The sequence below is a fragment of the Micromonospora sp. L31 genome (assembly GCF_052068075.1).
In the GTDB taxonomy this organism is placed as follows: Bacteria; Actinomycetota; Actinomycetes; order Mycobacteriales; family Micromonosporaceae; genus Micromonospora; species Micromonospora purpureochromogenes.
Map to the genome: position 1 here is coordinate 58,034 of NZ_JBQHDC010000005.1, position 16,543 is coordinate 74,576.

General features: G+C 74.5%; 21 protein-coding genes. 7 read left to right on the forward strand and 14 right to left on the reverse strand.

The window, feature by feature from the left end; genetic code table 11:
* Nucleotides 1–223: 223 nt before the first annotated feature.
* Nucleotides 224–763 carry an RNA polymerase sigma factor gene (locus ACTMS9_RS15565; protein ID WP_357611287.1) on the forward strand — a complete coding sequence of 180 codons (540 nt, stop codon included), beginning with the start codon at nucleotides 224–226 and terminating at the stop codon, nucleotides 761–763.
* Nucleotides 756–1,319, forward strand: coding sequence for a hypothetical protein (locus ACTMS9_RS15570; protein WP_441165290.1), 564 nt, complete (start codon nucleotides 756–758; stop codon nucleotides 1,317–1,319). The genes ACTMS9_RS15565 and ACTMS9_RS15570 overlap by 8 nt, the downstream gene beginning before the upstream one ends.
* Here ACTMS9_RS15570 and ACTMS9_RS15575 read toward each other — a convergent pair.
* Nucleotides 1,316–2,851: a serine/threonine-protein kinase gene (locus ACTMS9_RS15575; protein ID WP_441165291.1), complete on the reverse strand. Its 1,536-nt coding sequence runs from the start codon at nucleotides 2,849–2,851 to the stop codon at nucleotides 1,316–1,318. The genes ACTMS9_RS15570 and ACTMS9_RS15575 overlap by 4 nt on opposite strands.
* 182 nt (nucleotides 2,852–3,033) lie before the next feature.
* On the opposite strand from ACTMS9_RS15575, the gene ACTMS9_RS15580 reads away from it, so the two are divergent.
* The 3 genes from ACTMS9_RS15580 to ACTMS9_RS15590 all read left to right on the forward strand — a co-directional run bounded on the left by ACTMS9_RS15580 (nucleotide 3,034) and on the right by ACTMS9_RS15590 (nucleotide 5,141).
* Nucleotides 3,034–3,726 (forward strand): hypothetical protein, encoded by a 693-nt coding sequence (locus tag ACTMS9_RS15580; RefSeq protein WP_441148104.1) that lies wholly within the window; start codon nucleotides 3,034–3,036, stop codon nucleotides 3,724–3,726.
* Nucleotides 3,727–3,852: 126 nt separating this feature from the next.
* Nucleotides 3,853–4,191 carry a PadR family transcriptional regulator gene (locus ACTMS9_RS15585; RefSeq protein ID WP_441148103.1) on the forward strand — a complete coding sequence of 113 codons (339 nt, stop codon included), beginning with the start codon at nucleotides 3,853–3,855 and terminating at the stop codon, nucleotides 4,189–4,191.
* On the forward strand, nucleotides 4,191–5,141 hold the full coding sequence (locus ACTMS9_RS15590) for a permease prefix domain 1-containing protein (protein ID WP_441148102.1): 951 nt from the start codon (nucleotides 4,191–4,193) through the stop codon (nucleotides 5,139–5,141). Before ACTMS9_RS15585 ends, ACTMS9_RS15590 begins: the two co-directional genes overlap by 1 nt.
* Nucleotides 5,142–5,203: 62 nt before the next feature.
* Here ACTMS9_RS15590 and ACTMS9_RS15595 read toward each other — a convergent pair whose 3' ends face one another.
* Both ACTMS9_RS15595 and ACTMS9_RS15600 read right to left on the reverse strand, forming a co-directional pair.
* Entirely contained in the window at nucleotides 5,204–5,416 is a 213-nt protein-coding gene (locus tag ACTMS9_RS15595; protein WP_441148101.1) for a DUF397 domain-containing protein, read from the reverse strand.
* Nucleotides 5,407–6,210 (reverse strand): helix-turn-helix domain-containing protein, encoded by an 804-nt coding sequence (locus ACTMS9_RS15600; protein ID WP_441148100.1) that lies wholly within the window; start codon nucleotides 6,208–6,210, stop codon nucleotides 5,407–5,409. Before ACTMS9_RS15600 ends, ACTMS9_RS15595 begins: the two co-directional genes overlap by 10 nt.
* A 344-nt stretch (nucleotides 6,211–6,554) precedes the next feature.
* Between ACTMS9_RS15600 and ACTMS9_RS15605 the strand changes: the two genes are divergently transcribed.
* Nucleotides 6,555–6,821 (forward strand): hypothetical protein, encoded by a 267-nt coding sequence (locus ACTMS9_RS15605; RefSeq protein ID WP_441148099.1) that lies wholly within the window; start codon nucleotides 6,555–6,557, stop codon nucleotides 6,819–6,821.
* A 3-nt stretch (nucleotides 6,822–6,824) separates the two neighbouring features.
* On the opposite strand, the gene ACTMS9_RS15610 is transcribed toward ACTMS9_RS15605, so the two are convergent.
* The 5 genes from ACTMS9_RS15610 to ACTMS9_RS15630 all read right to left on the reverse strand — a co-directional run bounded on the left by ACTMS9_RS15610 (nucleotide 6,825) and on the right by ACTMS9_RS15630 (nucleotide 10,237).
* Nucleotides 6,825–7,385: a GNAT family N-acetyltransferase gene (locus tag ACTMS9_RS15610; protein ID WP_377611391.1), complete on the reverse strand. Its 561-nt coding sequence runs from the start codon at nucleotides 7,383–7,385 to the stop codon at nucleotides 6,825–6,827.
* A gap of 288 nt (nucleotides 7,386–7,673) precedes the next feature.
* Nucleotides 7,674–8,288 (reverse strand): DUF402 domain-containing protein, encoded by a 615-nt coding sequence (locus ACTMS9_RS15615; RefSeq protein WP_441165292.1) that lies wholly within the window; start codon nucleotides 8,286–8,288, stop codon nucleotides 7,674–7,676.
* 5 nt (nucleotides 8,289–8,293) lie between these two features.
* Nucleotides 8,294–9,046 carry a YebC/PmpR family DNA-binding transcriptional regulator gene (locus ACTMS9_RS15620; protein ID WP_154938218.1) on the reverse strand — a complete coding sequence of 251 codons (753 nt, stop codon included), beginning with the start codon at nucleotides 9,044–9,046 and terminating at the stop codon, nucleotides 8,294–8,296.
* 232 nt (nucleotides 9,047–9,278) lie between these two features.
* Nucleotides 9,279–9,581, reverse strand: a complete 303-nt coding sequence (locus ACTMS9_RS15625; RefSeq protein WP_441165293.1) for a hypothetical protein — start codon at nucleotides 9,579–9,581, stop codon at nucleotides 9,279–9,281.
* Nucleotides 9,578–10,237 (reverse strand): NADPH-dependent FMN reductase, encoded by a 660-nt coding sequence (locus ACTMS9_RS15630; protein WP_441165294.1) that lies wholly within the window; start codon nucleotides 10,235–10,237, stop codon nucleotides 9,578–9,580. Before ACTMS9_RS15630 ends, ACTMS9_RS15625 begins: the two co-directional genes overlap by 4 nt.
* A gap of 105 nt (nucleotides 10,238–10,342) precedes the next feature.
* Between ACTMS9_RS15630 and ACTMS9_RS15635 the strand changes: the two genes are divergently transcribed.
* Nucleotides 10,343–11,194: a helix-turn-helix transcriptional regulator gene (locus tag ACTMS9_RS15635; RefSeq protein WP_441148095.1), complete on the forward strand. Its 852-nt coding sequence runs from the start codon at nucleotides 10,343–10,345 to the stop codon at nucleotides 11,192–11,194.
* A 57-nt stretch (nucleotides 11,195–11,251) separates the two neighbouring features.
* On the opposite strand, the gene pdxT is transcribed toward ACTMS9_RS15635, so the two are convergent.
* The 6 genes from pdxT to pgsA form a co-directional block, all read right to left on the reverse strand.
* Entirely contained in the window at nucleotides 11,252–11,860 is a 609-nt protein-coding gene (pdxT, locus tag ACTMS9_RS15640) for a pyridoxal 5'-phosphate synthase glutaminase subunit PdxT (protein WP_154938222.1), read from the reverse strand.
* Between the two features lie 88 nt (nucleotides 11,861–11,948).
* A complete protein-coding gene (gene pdxS, locus ACTMS9_RS15645) occupies nucleotides 11,949–12,866 on the reverse strand; it encodes a pyridoxal 5'-phosphate synthase lyase subunit PdxS (protein WP_441148094.1) in 918 nt (305 codons plus the stop codon).
* Nucleotides 12,867–13,053: 187 nt separating this feature from the next.
* Nucleotides 13,054–13,548, reverse strand: a complete 495-nt coding sequence (locus tag ACTMS9_RS15650) for a hypothetical protein (protein ID WP_211364372.1) — start codon at nucleotides 13,546–13,548, stop codon at nucleotides 13,054–13,056.
* Between the two features lie 17 nt (nucleotides 13,549–13,565).
* The gene (locus ACTMS9_RS15655) at nucleotides 13,566–14,735 is read right to left on the reverse strand and encodes a glycosyltransferase family 4 protein (protein WP_441165295.1); all 1,170 of its coding nucleotides are present in this window, start codon (nucleotides 14,733–14,735) and stop codon (nucleotides 13,566–13,568) included.
* Nucleotides 14,736–14,751: 16 nt separating this feature from the next.
* Nucleotides 14,752–15,690: a phosphatidylinositol mannoside acyltransferase gene (locus ACTMS9_RS15660; protein ID WP_441165296.1), complete on the reverse strand. Its 939-nt coding sequence runs from the start codon at nucleotides 15,688–15,690 to the stop codon at nucleotides 14,752–14,754.
* A complete protein-coding gene (gene pgsA / locus ACTMS9_RS15665; RefSeq protein ID WP_441165297.1) occupies nucleotides 15,687–16,307 on the reverse strand; it encodes a phosphatidylinositol phosphate synthase in 621 nt (206 codons plus the stop codon). Before pgsA ends, ACTMS9_RS15660 begins: the two co-directional genes overlap by 4 nt.
* Nucleotides 16,308–16,543 lie beyond the last annotated feature (236 nt).

The window sequence follows — 16,543 nt, forward strand, 5'->3', positions numbered from 1 at the left end:
CGGTCTCATGGGTGGTCGGAAGTCGGTCGGCCCACCCTATCCCCGGGCCCACGGACGGCTCCAGCAGCCGCGCGGACAGACCGCCGCCGGGTGGTGTGGATCTCCCGGGGAGCCCGCCCGAGGGGGTCGCGGCCGGGTCGCCTGCCCGACTCGGGGATCCCGGGAAGGCCGGCGCCGCCGTAGCCTGGACGGCACGGCGCACCGGCGGACCGGGGACGGTGTGATGCTTCTCGCGGACGACATCGACGACCTGGCCAGGGCGGCCGCGCGCGGCGAACCGGGCGCGGTCGACGCGCTGCTGGCGGCCGTGCGTCCCGAGGTGCTGCGGCTCTGCGCCCGGCTGCTGCCGCACCGGGAGGATGCCGAGGAGGCGTGCCAGGACGCCCTGCTCGCGCTCGCCCGGGGCATCGGCCGCTTCGAGGGCCGGTCGTCGTTCCACACCTGGCTCTACCGGCTCACCGCCAACCGGGCCCGGTCGACGTACCGGGCGCTGCGCCGGCGCTGGCTGGTCGAGTCCGGCGGCGTGCCGCTGCCCGATCCGCCCGACCCGAGGCGCACCAGCGTGGTCGCCGGCACCCGGCTGGACCTGCTCGACGCGCTGGACGCGGTGCGCCCCGAACTCGCCGAGGCGGTGACGCTGCGCGACGTGCTCGGGCTGAACTACCGCGAGATCGCCGCCCTGCTCGACGTGCCGGAGGGCACCGCGAAGTCCCGCGTCCACCTGGCCCGGAGGCAGGTCCGACAGCGGATGTCCGGTGACTGAGACCGGGCACCGCCGGACCGTCGCCCTGCTCGCGGCCGCCCGCCGCTCGTCGGGTCCGGTGGCCACGCTGGCCGTGCTCGCGGCGGTGGCGGCCTGCGGGCAGACCCCGGTCGCGCCGCTGCCGGTGCGGCCGCCGACCCCGGCGGTCACCCCGTCGACCTCCGCCGCGCCGGCCCCGTCCGCACTCCCCGGCCCGGCCACCCTCGCCGCCACGCCGCGACCGCCCGCCCCGGTCGGACCCGCGCCGACCCGCGGCAGGGGTACCCGCTCACCGTCGCCGAGCCCGCGGTCGAGCGCCTGCCTCGGCCCGGTCCGCTACGACCTGGTCCTCGCCGAGACCGAGGTGGCCCTGCTGAAGTCGCTGTGTCTGGCCGCCGGTGGGGTGCTGCGCATCCAGGGCATCGGCCCGGGCGAGGTGACCGTGGACCGGGAGGACCTGGTCTCCCGCAGCTACGAGGCCGGGGTGGTGGACATCCGGTTCCTGCGCGCCGGCACGGTCCGGGTGACCATCCCGCAGGGCGGCGAGTCCCACCCGGTCGCCGTGGTGGTGGTCTAGTCGCCGGTGGCGCGCACCCGCACCCCGGCCAGCAACGCGTCCACGAAGTCCGTCCCGCCGCCGGGGGGCGGCGCGACCTGCACGTAGAGCAGGGCGTCCCGGCCTGCGGCGAGGCCGGCCGCCTCGACGAGCACCGGCCGGCCGGCCGGGCAGGCGTACCGGGCCACCACCCAGTCGACGCCGGCCTGCCGGGTACGCCGCACCGGCGCGGCCACACAGTCCGCGTGCGGGCGCTCGGCGACGAACCCCTCCGGCGTGGTACGCCGGGCGGCGCTGGCGGAGAGGCCGACGAAGGCGCCCGGCACGTCCGGGTCGGCGGCCCAGCGGCCCGGGTCGGCCGCGACGATCAGCGCCGGTTCGAGCCTGCCGTCGTCGCCGTACTGTCCGGCCCAGCCGGTGCCGGTGGCCCGCCATCCCGCCGGCAGCGCGACGCTGAGCGGCCCGCTGGTCCTCCGGATGCCGTCGGGGTGGGGCCGGCCGCCGTCATTGGCCAGGGCGCCCAGCGCGACGAGCGTCAGGGCGCCCGCACCGGCCAGGCCGAACCGGCGGGCCGGCCCCCGCCCCCGGCGGGCGGCCGGCGCGGCGCTCCCGGCCAATGGCGGGTAGGTCCGGTGTCCCGCGCCCCTCCCCCGGTCGGCCGGGTGTCCGGTGCCCTGCGCCCGGTCGGCCCCATGTCCCGCGCCCGCCGCCCGGTCGGCCCGACGCCCCCCGTGCGACCCGAGGTCGGAGGGGCGCCCGTCGTCCGCGGCGCCGTCGGCCGGAGAGATGGCGCGGCGCAGTGCGGCCCGGAAGGCGTCGGCGTCCGGGTAGCGGTCGGCGGGGCGGAGCGCGGTGGCCCGGCGCAGCACCGACGGCACGGCGGCCGGGACGCCCTGCCGCCACCGGCGTGTCGGGCCGGGAGCGCCGTCGGGGTCGCCGAGCAGCCGCAGCCCGAGCCGACCCAGCCCGAACACGTCGCTGCGGGTGTCCACCACGGCCAGTGGGTCGTCCTGCTCGGGGGCCATGTAGCCGGGCGTCCCGGCCCGGGCGGTCAGCCCGGACGCGGCGGCCAGGGCCTTGGCCAGTCCCAGGTCGGCGATGAGTACCCGCTCGCCGGTCGGACCGGAGGCGAAGAGGATGTTGCCCGGGGTCAGGTCGCGGTGCACCACCCGGTGCCGGTGCAGGACCGCGACCCCGGCGGCGATCTCGCCGAGCAGGGCCAGCGCGTCCGCCGCCGGCAGCGGCCCCGTGCCCAGCCGGTCCCGCAGGCTGCCGCCGTCCGCCCAGGCCAGCACCGCGTACGGGCGGCCGTCGGGCAGTTCGCCGACGCCGTGCACCCGGACCAGCCGGGGGTGGTCGAGCCGCCGCAGCAGCCGCGCCTCGTCCAGGAACCGTTCCCGCACCCGCAGGTCGTGACTCCAGTTCTCGGCCAGCACCTTGATCGCCACCCGGGAGTCCAGGACGGGGTCGTGGCCCAGCCAGACGGTCGCGAACGAGCCCGCGCCGAGCAGTCGCTCGATCCGGTAGGAGCCGATCCACGCCGGAGTGCTCATCGCCCCACCCTCGTCGGCAGTCCCCGCTGCGACGGTAACCGGTGTGGACGGGTGGCGGAGACCGCCCGGGACGGGGGTCCGCCCGACCCAGTGCGGCCCGGTCGGAAACCCGACGAACCGATGTGGCGAGCGGGGAGACGAACAAGACGACAGGACAGCACCACCCACGAAGGAGTTCCGCCATGAACCGTCTGTCGTCCACCGTCCTCACCGGCGCGCTGGCCCTCTGCGCCGTCGTACCCGCGCTGGCCGGCCCGGCCGCCGCGCGGCCCGCCGCCGACGCTCCGACCGCCGTGCGCCCCGGCACCGCCGCCGCCGCTCCGACCCGCTCCGGCACCGCCGCCGGGGCCCCGGCCGCCGTCGCCGTCGCGTCCGCCGACCTCGCCGAGCGGCGTCGTCCCGCCCAGGCCACGATCGTCCAGGTCGCTGGTCCGGTCGACCTGCTCAGCGTCCGGGGCGCCGGACCGTTCCGGATCGGCGCGAGCCTGACCCGCCTCTCGGCCGACGGCCTGATCGACTGGACGGCCGCCGGCTGCGCCGGCGTGGTCCACGCCGGCGTCACCGGCGACTGGGCCGGGAAGATCATGCTCGCCTTCCGGGACGGGCGGCTGGTCGCGGTCGGCACCGCCACCGCGCCGCCCCGCTCGCCGGCCGGAGCGAGCGTCGGCATGTCCTTCGCCGAACTGGAGGAGATCTACGGCCGGCGCGGTGAGCTGATCAGCAACGACGCCGGCGACGCTACGGCGTACCTGGTCCGGTTCGGCAGCCGGGTGGAGCTGTTCACCGGACACCCGATCCGCCCCGGCGTCGGCTGGTTCGAGGCCGGGCGCGCGGACTTCGTCGAGCGCGGCTTCCGGCAGGGCCAGTCCTGCTGAACGACCGCACCGAGGGGCGCCGGCATCCCGCCGGCGCCCCTTGTCGGCGGAGCGACACATCGTTCCCCTCCGGCACGACAGTATTGGGCTCGACAACACTGTGTGGCACACAGTATGGTGTGACGCATGGTTAGCGAGGAGATCCTGCGGACCCATCTCCAGGAGTTGCGCCGCGGCACGGTGGTGGTGGCGAGCCTGGTCGCCCTGCGGCACCCCGACTACGGCTACGCGCTGCTGCAACGGCTGGCCGCGCACGGCTTCCCGGTCGACGCCAACACGCTCTACCCCCTGCTGCGCCGACTGGAGGAGCAGGGCCTGCTGACCAGCGAGTGGAACACCGAGGAGAGTCGCCCGCGCAAGTTCTACCGCACCAGCGAGGAGGGCGAGGCCGTGCTGCGCCGACTCCTCGACGACCTCGCCGCCGTGCAGACCTCCGTCGCCGGGCTGATCGAAGGAGTGGATTGATGAGTTCCCTGACCGACCGTTACGTCGCCGCCACCCTGCGGGCCGTGCCCGCACCACGCCGGGCGGAGATCGCCACCGAGCTGCGCGCCTCCATCGAGGACATGATCGACGACCGGACGGGAGGCGGGCAGGACGCCGCCATGGCCGAGCGGGAGGTGCTCACCGAGCTCGGAAACCCGGAGCAGCTCGCCGCCCGCTACGCCGACCGCCGGTTGCAGCTCATCGGCCCCGCCTACTACCTGGTCTGGCAGCGGCTGCTGAAGCTGCTGCTCTCCTTCGTACCGGCTCTGGTCGGCGTCGTGGTCGGCCTGGTGGAGGCGACCGACGGGGAGAATCCGGGCGGCGCGGTCGGCGCCGGTATCGCCGCAGCCCTCCAGGTGGTGGTCCAGATCGCCTTCTGGGTCACGCTGGTCTTCGCGGTGCTCGAGCGGACCAACGCCTCGCTGGACCTGCCGGCGTGGAGCGTCGACCAACTCCCCGAGGACCGGACCGACCGGCAGATCACGCTGCCCGACGTCGTCGCCGCGATCGGCTGGCTCGTGCTGGTCATCGCGTACCTCCCGATGCAGCACTTCCACTCGTTCGTCCCCGCCGAGGACGGCGGCAACCTGCCGATCCTCGACCCGGCGCTGTGGAGCTTCTGGCTGCCGTTCCTGATCGCCGTGCTGGTCGCCACCGTGGCCCTGGAGATCGCCAAGTACCGGGCCGGGGGCTGGACCTGGCCGCTGGTCACGGTCAACGCGGTGCTGGACCTGGCGTTCGCGGTGCCGGTGGCCTGGCTGCTGCTGACCGACCGGCTGCTCAACCCCGAGTTCGTGGCACGCTTCGAGTGGCTCGGGCGAGGCGACAACCTGGACACGGTGGCGACCGTGGCGGTGGTCGGCACGATCCTGGTCGTGCTCTGGGACATCGTCGACAGCGTGGTCAAGGCGTACCGCAACCGGCACTGAGCCGCAGCGACCGTCGCGGCCCGGCACGCACGGGGGTGCCGGGCCGCGGCACGTCCGCGGGGCTACCGGTCGCCGCCGGGTCGCAGGGTGCCGGCGGTGGCCGCGGCGAGGAAGCCGGTCCACGCCGCGGGGCCGAAGGCCAGCACCGGACCCTGCCGGTCCTTGCTGTCCCGTACGCCGACCACGCCGGGCAGGTTCGTCGCCACCTCGACGCAGGTTGCACCACCGTTGTCGCTGCGGGTGGACTTGCGCCAGACGGCACCGGTCAGGTCCACGACTCCGCCACCTCCCGAATCAGCTGCTGGGACGCCCGGCGGGGCAGCGCCTCGCCCCGCAGACTCTCCCACCTACGTTGAAGGCTATCAACGTCGTCTGAGCGGTCGCTCAGGTGCGCGCGCAGCGGGGTGTCCAGGTGGGCCACCTCGCCGCCCTCCGGGGTCCGGGCCAGGATGAATGCGCCGGCCAGCCCGGCGTGCATGCCGGCGTCGACGGGCACGACGAGCAGGTCGACGTGCGGCAGTTCGGTGACCCGCAGCAGGTGCGCGAACTGCTCCGCCATCACCGCCGGACCACCGATCCGTCGGCGCAGCGCCGCCTCGTCGACGACGAAGACGACCTCGGGCGGGGCGTCCCTGGCCAGCACCGCCTGGCGGGCCAGCCGGGAGGTGAGCCGCTGCTCGATCTCGACCTCCCGCAGCATGCCGCCGCCGGAGAGCACCGCGCGGGCGTACTCCTCGGTCTGCAACAGGCCCGGGATGAGCGACGGCTCGAACCAGCGGATCAGCGTCGCCTCGGCCTCCACCGAGATCCACTCACGGAACCAGGGCGGCGCGGCGTCCGCGCGCACCAGCGCCAGCAGCCGCGCGAAGAACCCGCCGGCCTGCAACGCCGCGTCGACCCGCCCGACGAAGTCCTGCGAGGGCGTGCGGTGCCCGATCTCCACCATGCCGATCAGCGAGGACGAGTAGTTGATCCGCTGCGCCAACTCCTCCTGGCTCAGCCCGCGCTCCTTGCGGACCCGCCGCAGTTCGTCGCCGAGGAACTCCAGGGTCGAAACCTGACCGGTCATCACACCTCCGCCACACACCGGTCCACCGCCGCCAGGCCCCACCACCCCGTCGGGACGATGTCGGCACAGGCGACGGGTGGGGCCCGGATCCCTTCCGACCGTAGTCGTGTCCACAGCAGAGTGTGAACAGGCACGACGGAGGAGGCCCGGATGAAGCCCGTACCCCTGGCACCGCGACACCGCCGCGACTGGTCCCGCTGGGGCCGGTACTGCGTCTGCGGCCTGCGCTGGCGCTGCCCGGACCGGCATGCCCCGGTACCCGTGGCGGAGCCGCCGCCGAGGCCGGTGGCGTACCGCTGCGTCGTCCGCCGGTCCACCGGCCGGCGTCGGTCGGGATGAGGCCGGTGTCCGTCGCGGACCTACGCCGGCACGTCGCCGCCCGGCCCGCGTGGCGGTGCCGGGTCTGCGCGGCGCCCTGGCCGTGCCCGGCCGCGAAGCTGGGCCTGCGGATCGAGTACGCCGACGACCCGGTCGCGCTCTCGGTCCACCTCTGCGGGCTGCTGCACGACGCGGCCGGCGACTGGCTGCGGCTGCACCCCCGACCGGCCGACCCGGCGGAACTCTTCGCCCGCTTCGTCGGCTGGACCCGCCCGTGGCGAGCGTCGCGCTGACGGTCAGCGGGCGGCCCGCCAGTCCCGGGCCAGCAGCGCGTAGACCAGCTCGTCGCACCACTCGCCCTTGACGAACTCGTTCTCCCGCAGGTGCGCCTCACGGCGCATGCCGAGCCGCTCCAGCACCCGGGCCGAGGCGGTGTTGCGGGCGTCCAGCCGGCCGACGATCCGATGCAGGCCCAGCCGGTCGAAGCCGAGCCGCAGCATCTCCCGGGACGCCTCGGTGGCATACCCGCGACCGGCGTGGTCCGGATGCAGCACGTACCCGATCTCGCCCTGCCGGTGCTCGGCGCTCGTCCAGGTCAGCAGCACGTCCCCGACCACCTCACCGGTCTCCCGCCGCACCATGGCCAGGTTCAACACGTCGCCCGGCTCGCGCAGCGCGACGCGCGCCCGCTTGCGGGCCAGCGCCTCCCGGCTGGCGGCCTCGTCGTTGGGACCGAAGTAGAGGTAGCGGGTGACGTCGGGACGGGACTGGTAGGCGTGCAGGGCGTCGAAGTCGTCGGCGGTGAACAGGCGCAGGTCGAGGCGTGCGGTGCGGACGGGAAGGTCGGGAACGAGCATTCCGGCAGGCTACGGCGGCGTGTGCGCCGCGGTCAGCCCAGTTTCGTGACGGTGCGTTCCCGACCGGGCGCTCTCTCCGCAGCTGTGGAGGCGACGGCGTGAAGGGTTCACCCGCGCGGGCCCGGTGACGGTCGCGGTACGGCCGTGGGCACGCCGTCCGGTCGACGCCGGACCCACCGGTTGCCGGCCGGGTACCAGGGTGAGTCGTTCACGACATCAGCTCGAAAGGGCCCGCCGAGGACATCCGGCGGTCAGCCGACGACGCCCGGAAAGCGACTCCGACCGAGATCAGCAGGGGACGGTGTCCCAGCCGGCCGGCAGGCGCGGCGCCGCCCAGGACGGGTCCGGGCGCCAGTCGGCCCAGCCCTCGTCCCACCAGCGCCGGCCCGCGTCGAGCAGGGCGGCGATCCGGTCCCCCTCCCCGCGGATGGCGTCGGCCATGCCCGGGTAGCGCCCCTCGGTGAGGCGCTGGGCGAACATCTCCACGTCCTTCCAGACGTACCGGTCGGCGCCCGCCGGCCACCACAGGTCCAGCTCGTGGTCGAGGGTGTCCACCCCGATCGGGGTACGCCGGAACGGGTCCTGGAGGTTGAAGTACCAACCGGCGAAGGCGCGGTCCTCGCCGGACCAGAAGACGTCCACCGAGTGCGCCTCACCCGGACGCTGGAGCATCAGCTTGCCGTGCCCGGACCAGGCCGTGTGGCCGGCCGTCTGCCAGGGGTGCCGTCCACACGGGAAGGTGCCGCCCTCCGGGAAGCCGAACTCGGCCCCCGGCGGCAGGTAGAGCGCGAGCAGGTCGGCGGAGTCCTCGACGCAGATGGTCGGGCAGCCGAACCAGACCTCGCCGCGCAGCACCTCCCGCCGGACGACCACGTCGCCCGGCGGGAATCGCCGTCCGGTCACCGGGGTCAGGCGTCGACCGCGGCCATGACGTCGTCGGAGACGTCGAAGTTGGCGTAGACGTTCTGCACGTCGTCGCAGTCCTCCAGCACGTCGATCAGCTTGAAGACCTTGCGCGCGCCGTCGGCGTCCAGCGGCACGTTGACGCTGGGGATCAGCGAGGACTCGGCCGACTCGTACTCGATCCCGGCGTCCTGCAGGGCGGTGCGGACCGGAATCAGGTCGGTCGGCTCGGAGACCACCTCGTACGCCTCACCGAGGTCGTTGACCTCCTCCGCGCCCGCGTCGAGCACGGCCATCATGATGTCGTCCTCGGTGGTGCCGGCCTTGGGGACGATCACCACGCCCTTGCGGGAGAACATGTACGACACCGAGCCGGCGTCGGCGAGCGAGCCGCCGTTGCGGGTCAGGGCGGTGCGGACCTCGGTGGCGGCCCGGTTGCGGTTGTCGGTCAGGCACTCGATGAGCATCGCCACGCCGTTCGGGCCGTAGCCCTCGTACATGATCGTCTGCCAGTCGGCGCCGCCGGCCTCCAGGCCGGAGCCCCGCTTGACCGCGCGGTCGATGTTGTCGTTCGGTACCGAGTTCTTCTTGGCCTTCTGGATGGCGTCGTAGAGCGTCGGGTTACCGGCCGGGTCGCCGCCGCCGGTGCGCGCCGCGACCTCGACGTTCTTGATCAGCTTGGCGAACATCTTGCCGCGCTTGGCGTCGATGACCGCCTTCTTGTGCTTGGTCGTCGCCCACTTTGAGTGGCCGGACATCTGTTACCTCCGTTGCTACCCGCCGTCGCATCGACCGCACCGCACGCGCCCCCGCTCCCGCCGGCGCACGCGGAGGTGCCGGTCAGCCCTGGTGGAAGCCGTGGCGGGCAGATGGCCCTGCCGAATCTCGGCAATCCTACCGACGCCCGGCGGCCCGCTGTCACCGCGCCGCGCGCCGCCGGCCGCCCCGCCCGCCCGGAACGGGACGGACGGGACGAAACGGCTGGCCTGGTCAGGGTCCGAAGCCGTACGAACCCAGCACGGTGAACCCGGACGTGGACCGCTCCTCGCACCGGTTCTCCAGCCCGGGCCGGTAGCGGCGGAACGACTCCAGCCCCGGCAACGGCCCCGGCAGCTCGGGTGCCATGGCGATGTCCACGAGACTCCGCTCGTCGTCCAGCTGAAGCGTCACGTACCGCAGCCCGGCCGGCCGGACCCGGGCCACCTCCTCGTGGACGGCCCGGAGCAGGAGCAGGTGCTCCGACAGGTGCTCGGCACGGACCCGGTAGCGGATGAGGATGGTTTCCATGCTCACCGGACCCGCTCCGGGCTTCCGTCCGCCGCCACCGGGTCGCCCGAGCGCGGCTCGCGCGCCCGCATGACGATCTCCGTCAGCATCGCCGACACGTCAGCCGCCCGCCCGGCGGCCGGCGCGATCCGCCCCGGTGCCGTCGGGTCGCCCGGATCCGACCCGGAGAAGTCGAAGTCGGTGAAGACGGTCAGGGAGGCCACCGCGGGCACGACCACCGCCCGAACCTCGGCCAGGATCTGCCGCAGGTGCTCGCCGGCCCGGGTGCCGCCCTGCACGCCGTAGCTCAGCACCCCGGCCGGCTTGCCGTTCCACTCGACGAACAGGTAGTCGACAGCGTTCTTCACCGCGGCGGGGACCGAGTGGTTGTACTCCGGCGTCACGAACACGAACGCGTCGCAGGCCGCAACCGCGACGGACCAGCGACGCGTGTGCGGATTGCGGTAGTCGCCGAACATCGCCGGCACCGGCTCGTCGAGCAGCGGCAGGGCCTGCTCCGCCAGGTCCAGCACCTCGACGACGGCGGTGCCGGCGCGCACCGCGTCGTGCCGCGCCGCCACCTCCCCGACCCACCCGGCGACCGCCGCGCCGCGCCGGCCGGGACGGGTGCTTCCCACGATCAGGCCGATCCGGACCGGCCCTGTCGTCTGTGTTTTCTCCATGCCGACGAGCCTGCGGCCGACCCGTCGGCGGGGGGGAGGCCGCCGCGAGAGTGGCCCCGACAGGGCCACCCAGGCTCCGCGGGACGCTGTCAGACTGGCTCGGTGATGGACGGAGAGTTGGGCGCGTTCCTGCGCAGCCGCCGAGAGGCCGTGCAGCCAGCCCAGGTCGGCCTCGCCACCGGCGCCCGACGGCGCACGCCCGGGCTGCGCCGGGCCGAACTGGCAACGCTTGCCCAGGTCAGCATCGAGTACCTGACCCGCCTGGAACAGGGCCGCGACACCCGGCCGTCGCCCGAGATCCTCGCCGCGCTCGCCGACGCCCTGCTGCTCGACGACGCCGACCGCGAGCACCTGCGGCAGCTGGCGGCGGCGAACCACAGTCGCAGTCTGTGCCCTGGCGAGCGGCCGGCGGTCTCCCGCACGGTCCGCCCGACCGTCCGCGCGGTGCTCGACGCGCTGCGGGACTCCCCCGCGTACGTGCTCAACCGGCTCGGCGACATGCTGGCCTGGAACGATCCGTTCGACCGGCTGGCCCGCCCCCTGGGCCTGTTCGACGGCCACCGCCCCAACCTGGTGTGGTTCGTGCTGTCCGATGAGCGCGCCCGCGACCACTTCCCGGACTGGGCGCAGCTGGCCGACGACCAGGTCGCCGAGCTGCACCGGCTGCGCCAGGGCGACCGGGCCACCGACGACTTCGCCGAGCGGCTCGCCCGCACGGTCGGCGCGCCCTTCACGCAGCGGTGGCAGCGGCGGCCGGTGACCGCGCCGGTCACCGGCGTACGGGGTCTGCGGCATCCGGAGGTGGGGCTGCTGCGACTGACGTACGAGACGCTGGAGTTCGCCGACAGCGACCACCAGCGTCTCGTCGTCCACCTGCCCGCCGACGCGGCCACGGCGGCCGGGTTGGACCGGCTGCAGGGCCGCCTGCCGGGGCACCTGCGGTCGGTGGCCGGCTGAGGTTCGAAGACGGCACCTCCGGTCGGCGGAACCCCGTCGGCCGTCCGTCGGGACCGGTCAGCGGGCGGCCCGCACCAGCTCCACGAAGTACGCGTGCACGCGCAGGTCGCCGGTCAGCTCGGGGTGGAACGAGGTGGCCAGCAGGTTTCCCTGCCGGACCGCCACGATCCGCCCGGCCGTGGGGCCCTGGGTGACCGTGCCGAGCACCTCGACGCCGTCGCCGACCCGCTCGACCCACGGGGCCCGGATGAAGACCGCGTGGAACGGCTCGCCGGCGACCCCGGCGATCTCCACCGGCGCCTCGAACGAGTCGACCTGCCGGCCGAACGCGTTGCGCCGCACGGTCATCTCGATGCCGGCGAAGCCGCGCTGGTCGGGCCGGCCGTCCAGGACCTCGGTGGCCAGCATGATCATGCCGGCGCAGGACCCGTAGACCGGCATGCCACCGGCGATCCGCTTGTCGATCGGCTCGCGCATCTCGAAGATGTCGGCCAGCTTGCTGATCGTGGTGGACTCGCCGCCGGGAATGACCAGCCCGTCGACCGCATCCAGCTCCTGTGCACGGCGTACCGGGCGGGCGTCCGCGCCGGCCCCGGCCAGGGCCGCGACATGCTCGCGGACGTCTCCCTGCAGGGCGAGCACACCGATGACGGGTGCGTCGCTCATCTGAGCGCTCCTTCTGGTTCCTGCGCGACGGCGGGCCGGCGCGCCGGCCCGCCGTGCGTTCCCGGTCCCGGCGTACGCCGGAACCTGCTCACCAACCGCGCTCGGCCAGCCGGTGCGGCTGCGGGATCTCGTCGACGTTGATGCCGACCATCGCCTCGCCGAGGCCGCGGGAGACCTTGGCCAGCACGTCGGGGTCGTCGTGGAAGGTGGTGGCCTTGACGATCGCGGCGGCGCGCTGGGCCGGGTTGCCGGACTTGAAGATGCCGGAGCCGACGAAGACGCCCTCGGCGCCCAGCTGCATCATCATCGCGGCGTCGGCCGGGGTGGCGATACCACCGGCGGTGAAGAGCACCACCGGCAGCTTGCCGGTCTCGGCGACCTCCTTGACCAGCTCGTACGGGGCCTGGAGCTCCTTGGCGGCGACGAACAGCTCGTCGGCCGGCAGCGAGCTGAGCCGGGCGATCTCCTGCCGGATCTTGCGCATGTGCATGGTGGCGTTGGAGACGTCACCGGTGCCGGCCTCGCCCTTGGAGCGGATCATCGCCGCGCCCTCGGTGATCCGGCGCAGCGCCTCGCCGAGGTTGGTCGCGCCGCAGACGAAGGGGACGGTGAAGGCCCACTTGTCGATGTGGTTGGCGTAGTCGGCCGGGGTGAGCACCTCGGACTCGTCGACGTAGTCGACGCCGAGGGACTGCAGGATCTGCGCCTCGACGAAGTGGCCGATCCGGGCCTTGGCCATGACCGGGATGGAGACGGCGTTGATGATGCCGTCGATCATGTCCGGATCGCTCATCCGGGACACCCCGCCCTGGGCGCGGATGTCGGCGGGCACGCGCTCCAGCGCCATCACGGCGACGGCGCCGGCGTCTTCGGCGATCTTGGCCTGCTCGGGGGTGACCACGTCCATGATCACGCCGCCCTTGAGCATCTCGGCCATGCCGCGCTTGACGCGGGCGGTGCCGACGAGGGAGGTGGCGCCGGCGTTCTGGGAGGTGGTTTCGGGCACGGGTTATCGCTCCTCGGACCTGCTCGGGGGGTGGCTACGGCTGATGCTACGGCGGGTGCAACGCCGGGCCGACAGCCAATCAGACCCCCGGTGGCCTGCACTGTGGCTGCCATCACCCGGGATCGGACACCCCACCCGGACCGCCGCCAAACCCGGCAGTCGGCACCAGCGGTGCCGAAAGCCGACGTCAGCTCGCGGGAGCCTCGGCGGCGACCACGAGCGTCGGGTCGTCGACGTCGAAGTAGCGGGGCCACGGGTGTCGGCGCCCCATCCGGCACAGCCGCACCAGCGGCCGGCTGCGCGCCGCCCGGGCGTCGCGGACCAGGTCGGTGTGCACCTGCCGGGCCAGCGCCAGCCGCCGGCTGGCGGCGATCACCGCCTCGCAGACCGGGTCGGCCGGGTCCAGCCGCACCGTGCGCAACTGCCGGGTCAGGTCGTTCTCGGCGGCCTCCCGCTCCTCCGGCGGGGCGTCCAGCGCGATCCGCGCCGCCGCGTACAGCTCGACGCCGTAGCGCCGCTCGGCCAGCACCGCGGCGGCGGCCGCCCGGCGCAGCAGGTGCGCGTCGAGGGCCCGGGCCGCGGACTCCGCCCGGGACTGCAGCCGCTCGACCCGGCCGGCCGTCCAGACCAGGTACGCCGCGACCAGGGCGACGACCACCGTCGCGCCCACCACCCACCACATGTGCGGCATCGTAGTGCTCACACCGCCCCGCCCAGCCCCACCCATTCCTGGTCGATGACCCGGCCGTCGGTGGCCTCGATGGCGGCGGCGTAGACCTCCAGGACCCGGCGAGCGATCACCGGCCAGTCGTAGTGCGCCACCACCTGGTCCCCGCAGGCGGTCAGCGCGGCCCGGCCCGGCGGGTCGTCGAGCAGTTCGGCCAGGGCGGTACGCAGCGCAGCCGCGTCCCCGGTCGGGAAGAGCCGGCCGGCCCGCCCGCCGTCGAGCACCCGGCGGAACGCGTCGAGGTCGCTGGCGACCACCGTGGTGCCGGCGGCCAGCGCCTCGGTGAGGATCATCCCGAAGGACTCCCCGCCGGTGTTCGGGGCGACGTAGAGGTGCACGCTGCGCAGCATCCGGGCCTTCTCCTGCTCGGGCACCATGCCGAGGAAGGTCACCCGGTCGCGCAGCTCGGCCGGGAACCGCCCGAACAGGTCGTCCGGGTCACCGGGGCCGGCCACCAGCAGGCGCAGGCCGGGCCGGTGCGGCGCCAGCGCGACGAAGGCGTCGCGCAGGATCGGGAACCCCTTGCGGGCCTCGGTGAAGCGGCCGAGGAAGCCGAGCGTGCCGCCGGTGCCCGGCGCGCACTCCCCCGGCCAGCCGGGCAGCGGCTCGACGCCGGCGAACTTCGCCACCGCGACCCCGTTGGGGATCTCCACCGCGCCGCCGTCCATGTGCTCGACCTGGACCTTGCGGGCCAGGGCGCTGACCGCGATCCGGGCGGTGATCCGCTCCAGCACGATCTGCAGGACGCCCTGCGCGGCGGCGAGCACCCGGGACCGGGTCATCGCGGTGTGGAAGGTCGCCACCACCGGGCCGTTCGCGGAGAGCACCGCCAGCATCGACAGGCTCAGCGTCAGCGGCTCGTGCACGTGCAGCACGTCGAAGTCGCCCCGGGTGAGCCAGCGGCGCACCCGGGCGGTGGAGACCGGGCCGAACGCGATCCGGGCCACCGACCCGTTGTACGGCAGCGGCACGGCGCGCCCCGCCGAGACCACGTAGGGCGGCAGCGCGGACTCCTCGTCGGCCGGGGCGAGCACGCTCACCTCGTGACCGAGCCCGATCAGTGCCTCGGCGAGGTCCATGACGTGGTTCTGCACCCCACCGGGTACGTCGAAGGAGTACGGGCACACTATGCCGATCCGCACGTAGGCGCCCTTCCCGTCAGGCCTGGCCGGTGACCGGCGCGGGTGGTGTCGCGCCGCTGTCCGTGCTCCGCTGCTCCAGCCACATCCGCTGCAACATGTGCCAGTCTTCCGGATGCCGGGCGATGCCCGCCGCCAGAGCGTCGGCAATCCGCTGGGTCAGCAACCGGACCCGCTGGTCCAACGGCGCCGAGTCCGGGTCCGGCAGCGGCAGCGGACCCTCGAGCGAGGCGCAGGCGGCGTCCGGTTCGTACCACATCGACGCGACGTAGAGCGGGGCGCCGGTGCGGACCGCCAGCAGCGCGGGGCCGGCCGGCATCCGGGTCCGGCCGCCGAAGAAGTCGACCTCCACCCCCCGGGCGGAGAGGTCCCGATCGGCCAGCAGCGGCACCACCGTACCGGCGCGGACCCGGTCCACCAGCACGTCGAAGGCGGGCCGGTCGCCGCCGTGGGTGGGCAGGATCTCCATGCCCAGGCCCTGCCGGAAGGCGAGGAAGCGCTCGTAGACCGCCTCGGGCTTGAGCCGCTCGGCGACGGTGGTGATCGGCCAGCCGGTGGCGGCGACCCAGGCGCCCGCGGCGTCCCAGTTGCCGGCGTGCGGCAGGGCGACCACCGCGCCCCGGCCGGCGGCCACGTCGGCGGCGAGCAGGTCCACCCCGGCCGGGTCCAGCCGGAACCCGGCGAGGATCTGGGCATGGCTCAGCGCCGGCAGCCGGAACGCCTCCATCCAGTACCGGGCGTACGAGCGCATCCCGCGTCGGACCAGCGCGTCCAGCTCCGCCTCGGGCAGGTCGGGGCCGACCACCCGGCGCAGGTTGGCGCGCAGTCGGGCCGTACCCGGGCCGCCTCGGCGGTGGGCGCGGTCCGCGCCCGCGGCGAAGGCCGCGGCCACCACGGGCCGGGGCAGCGCGCGGGCCAGGCGCCAGCCGGCGACGTAGCCGAGCTCGGTGAGGTTCACTCCTTGCCGACCAGCTGGGCCTGCCGGTACACGTGCGCCATGCGCTGCCCCACCGTGAAGATTGAGACGGCGGCGAGCAGCCAGAGCGCGACCTCCAAAGCGGGGTCCACGCCGAGCCCGGTCAGCAGGCCGCCCACCCCCACGATCAGCAGCCGCTCGGTGCGCTCGGCGATGCCCACGTTGGCGGTCATGCCGAGCCCCTCGGCGCGGGCCTTGACGTAGGAGACCAGGCTGCCGGCGGCCAGGCAGAGCAGCGCCGCGGCCACCCCGGAGTAGTCGTGCTCGGTGGCCAGCCAGTACGCCACCGCGCCGAAGACGGCGCTGTCGGCGATCCGGTCCATGCTCGAGTCGAGGAACGCCCCGAACCGGGTGGCACCGCCGCTCATCCGGGCCATCGTCCCGTCGAGCAGGTCGGTGAGCGCGAAGAACGTCACGATGAGGGCGCCGGCGACCAGGTCACCCCGGGCGCCGAAGCCGAGGGCGCCGACGAGCACGCCGAGGGTGCCGGTCACGGTGACCGCGTTGGGGGACACGCCGGCGCGGAGCAGGCCGCGCGCGACCGGCTCCACGACACGGGTCATCCCCGCGCGGGCCGTCACTTGGAAGATCTTCGCCATGGCGGTCCCACGATATCGGCCGGCAGCGGTCGGCGACACAGCCGGTCGTCCGACCCGCGTGGCGCAGGCTTGTGTCGGGTCGGTAACGGGTGTGAGATCGGGTGTGGGGGGTGAGCCAGCTCACCGGCCCACCCGGCTGAATACCCGTCGTCCAGGAGAGCACCGGAGGATATCGCCGCGGCACCCGCCCGGGCCCGCTTCCCCGTCGCGCGCGGCGGTCGCCACCAACCACGCTG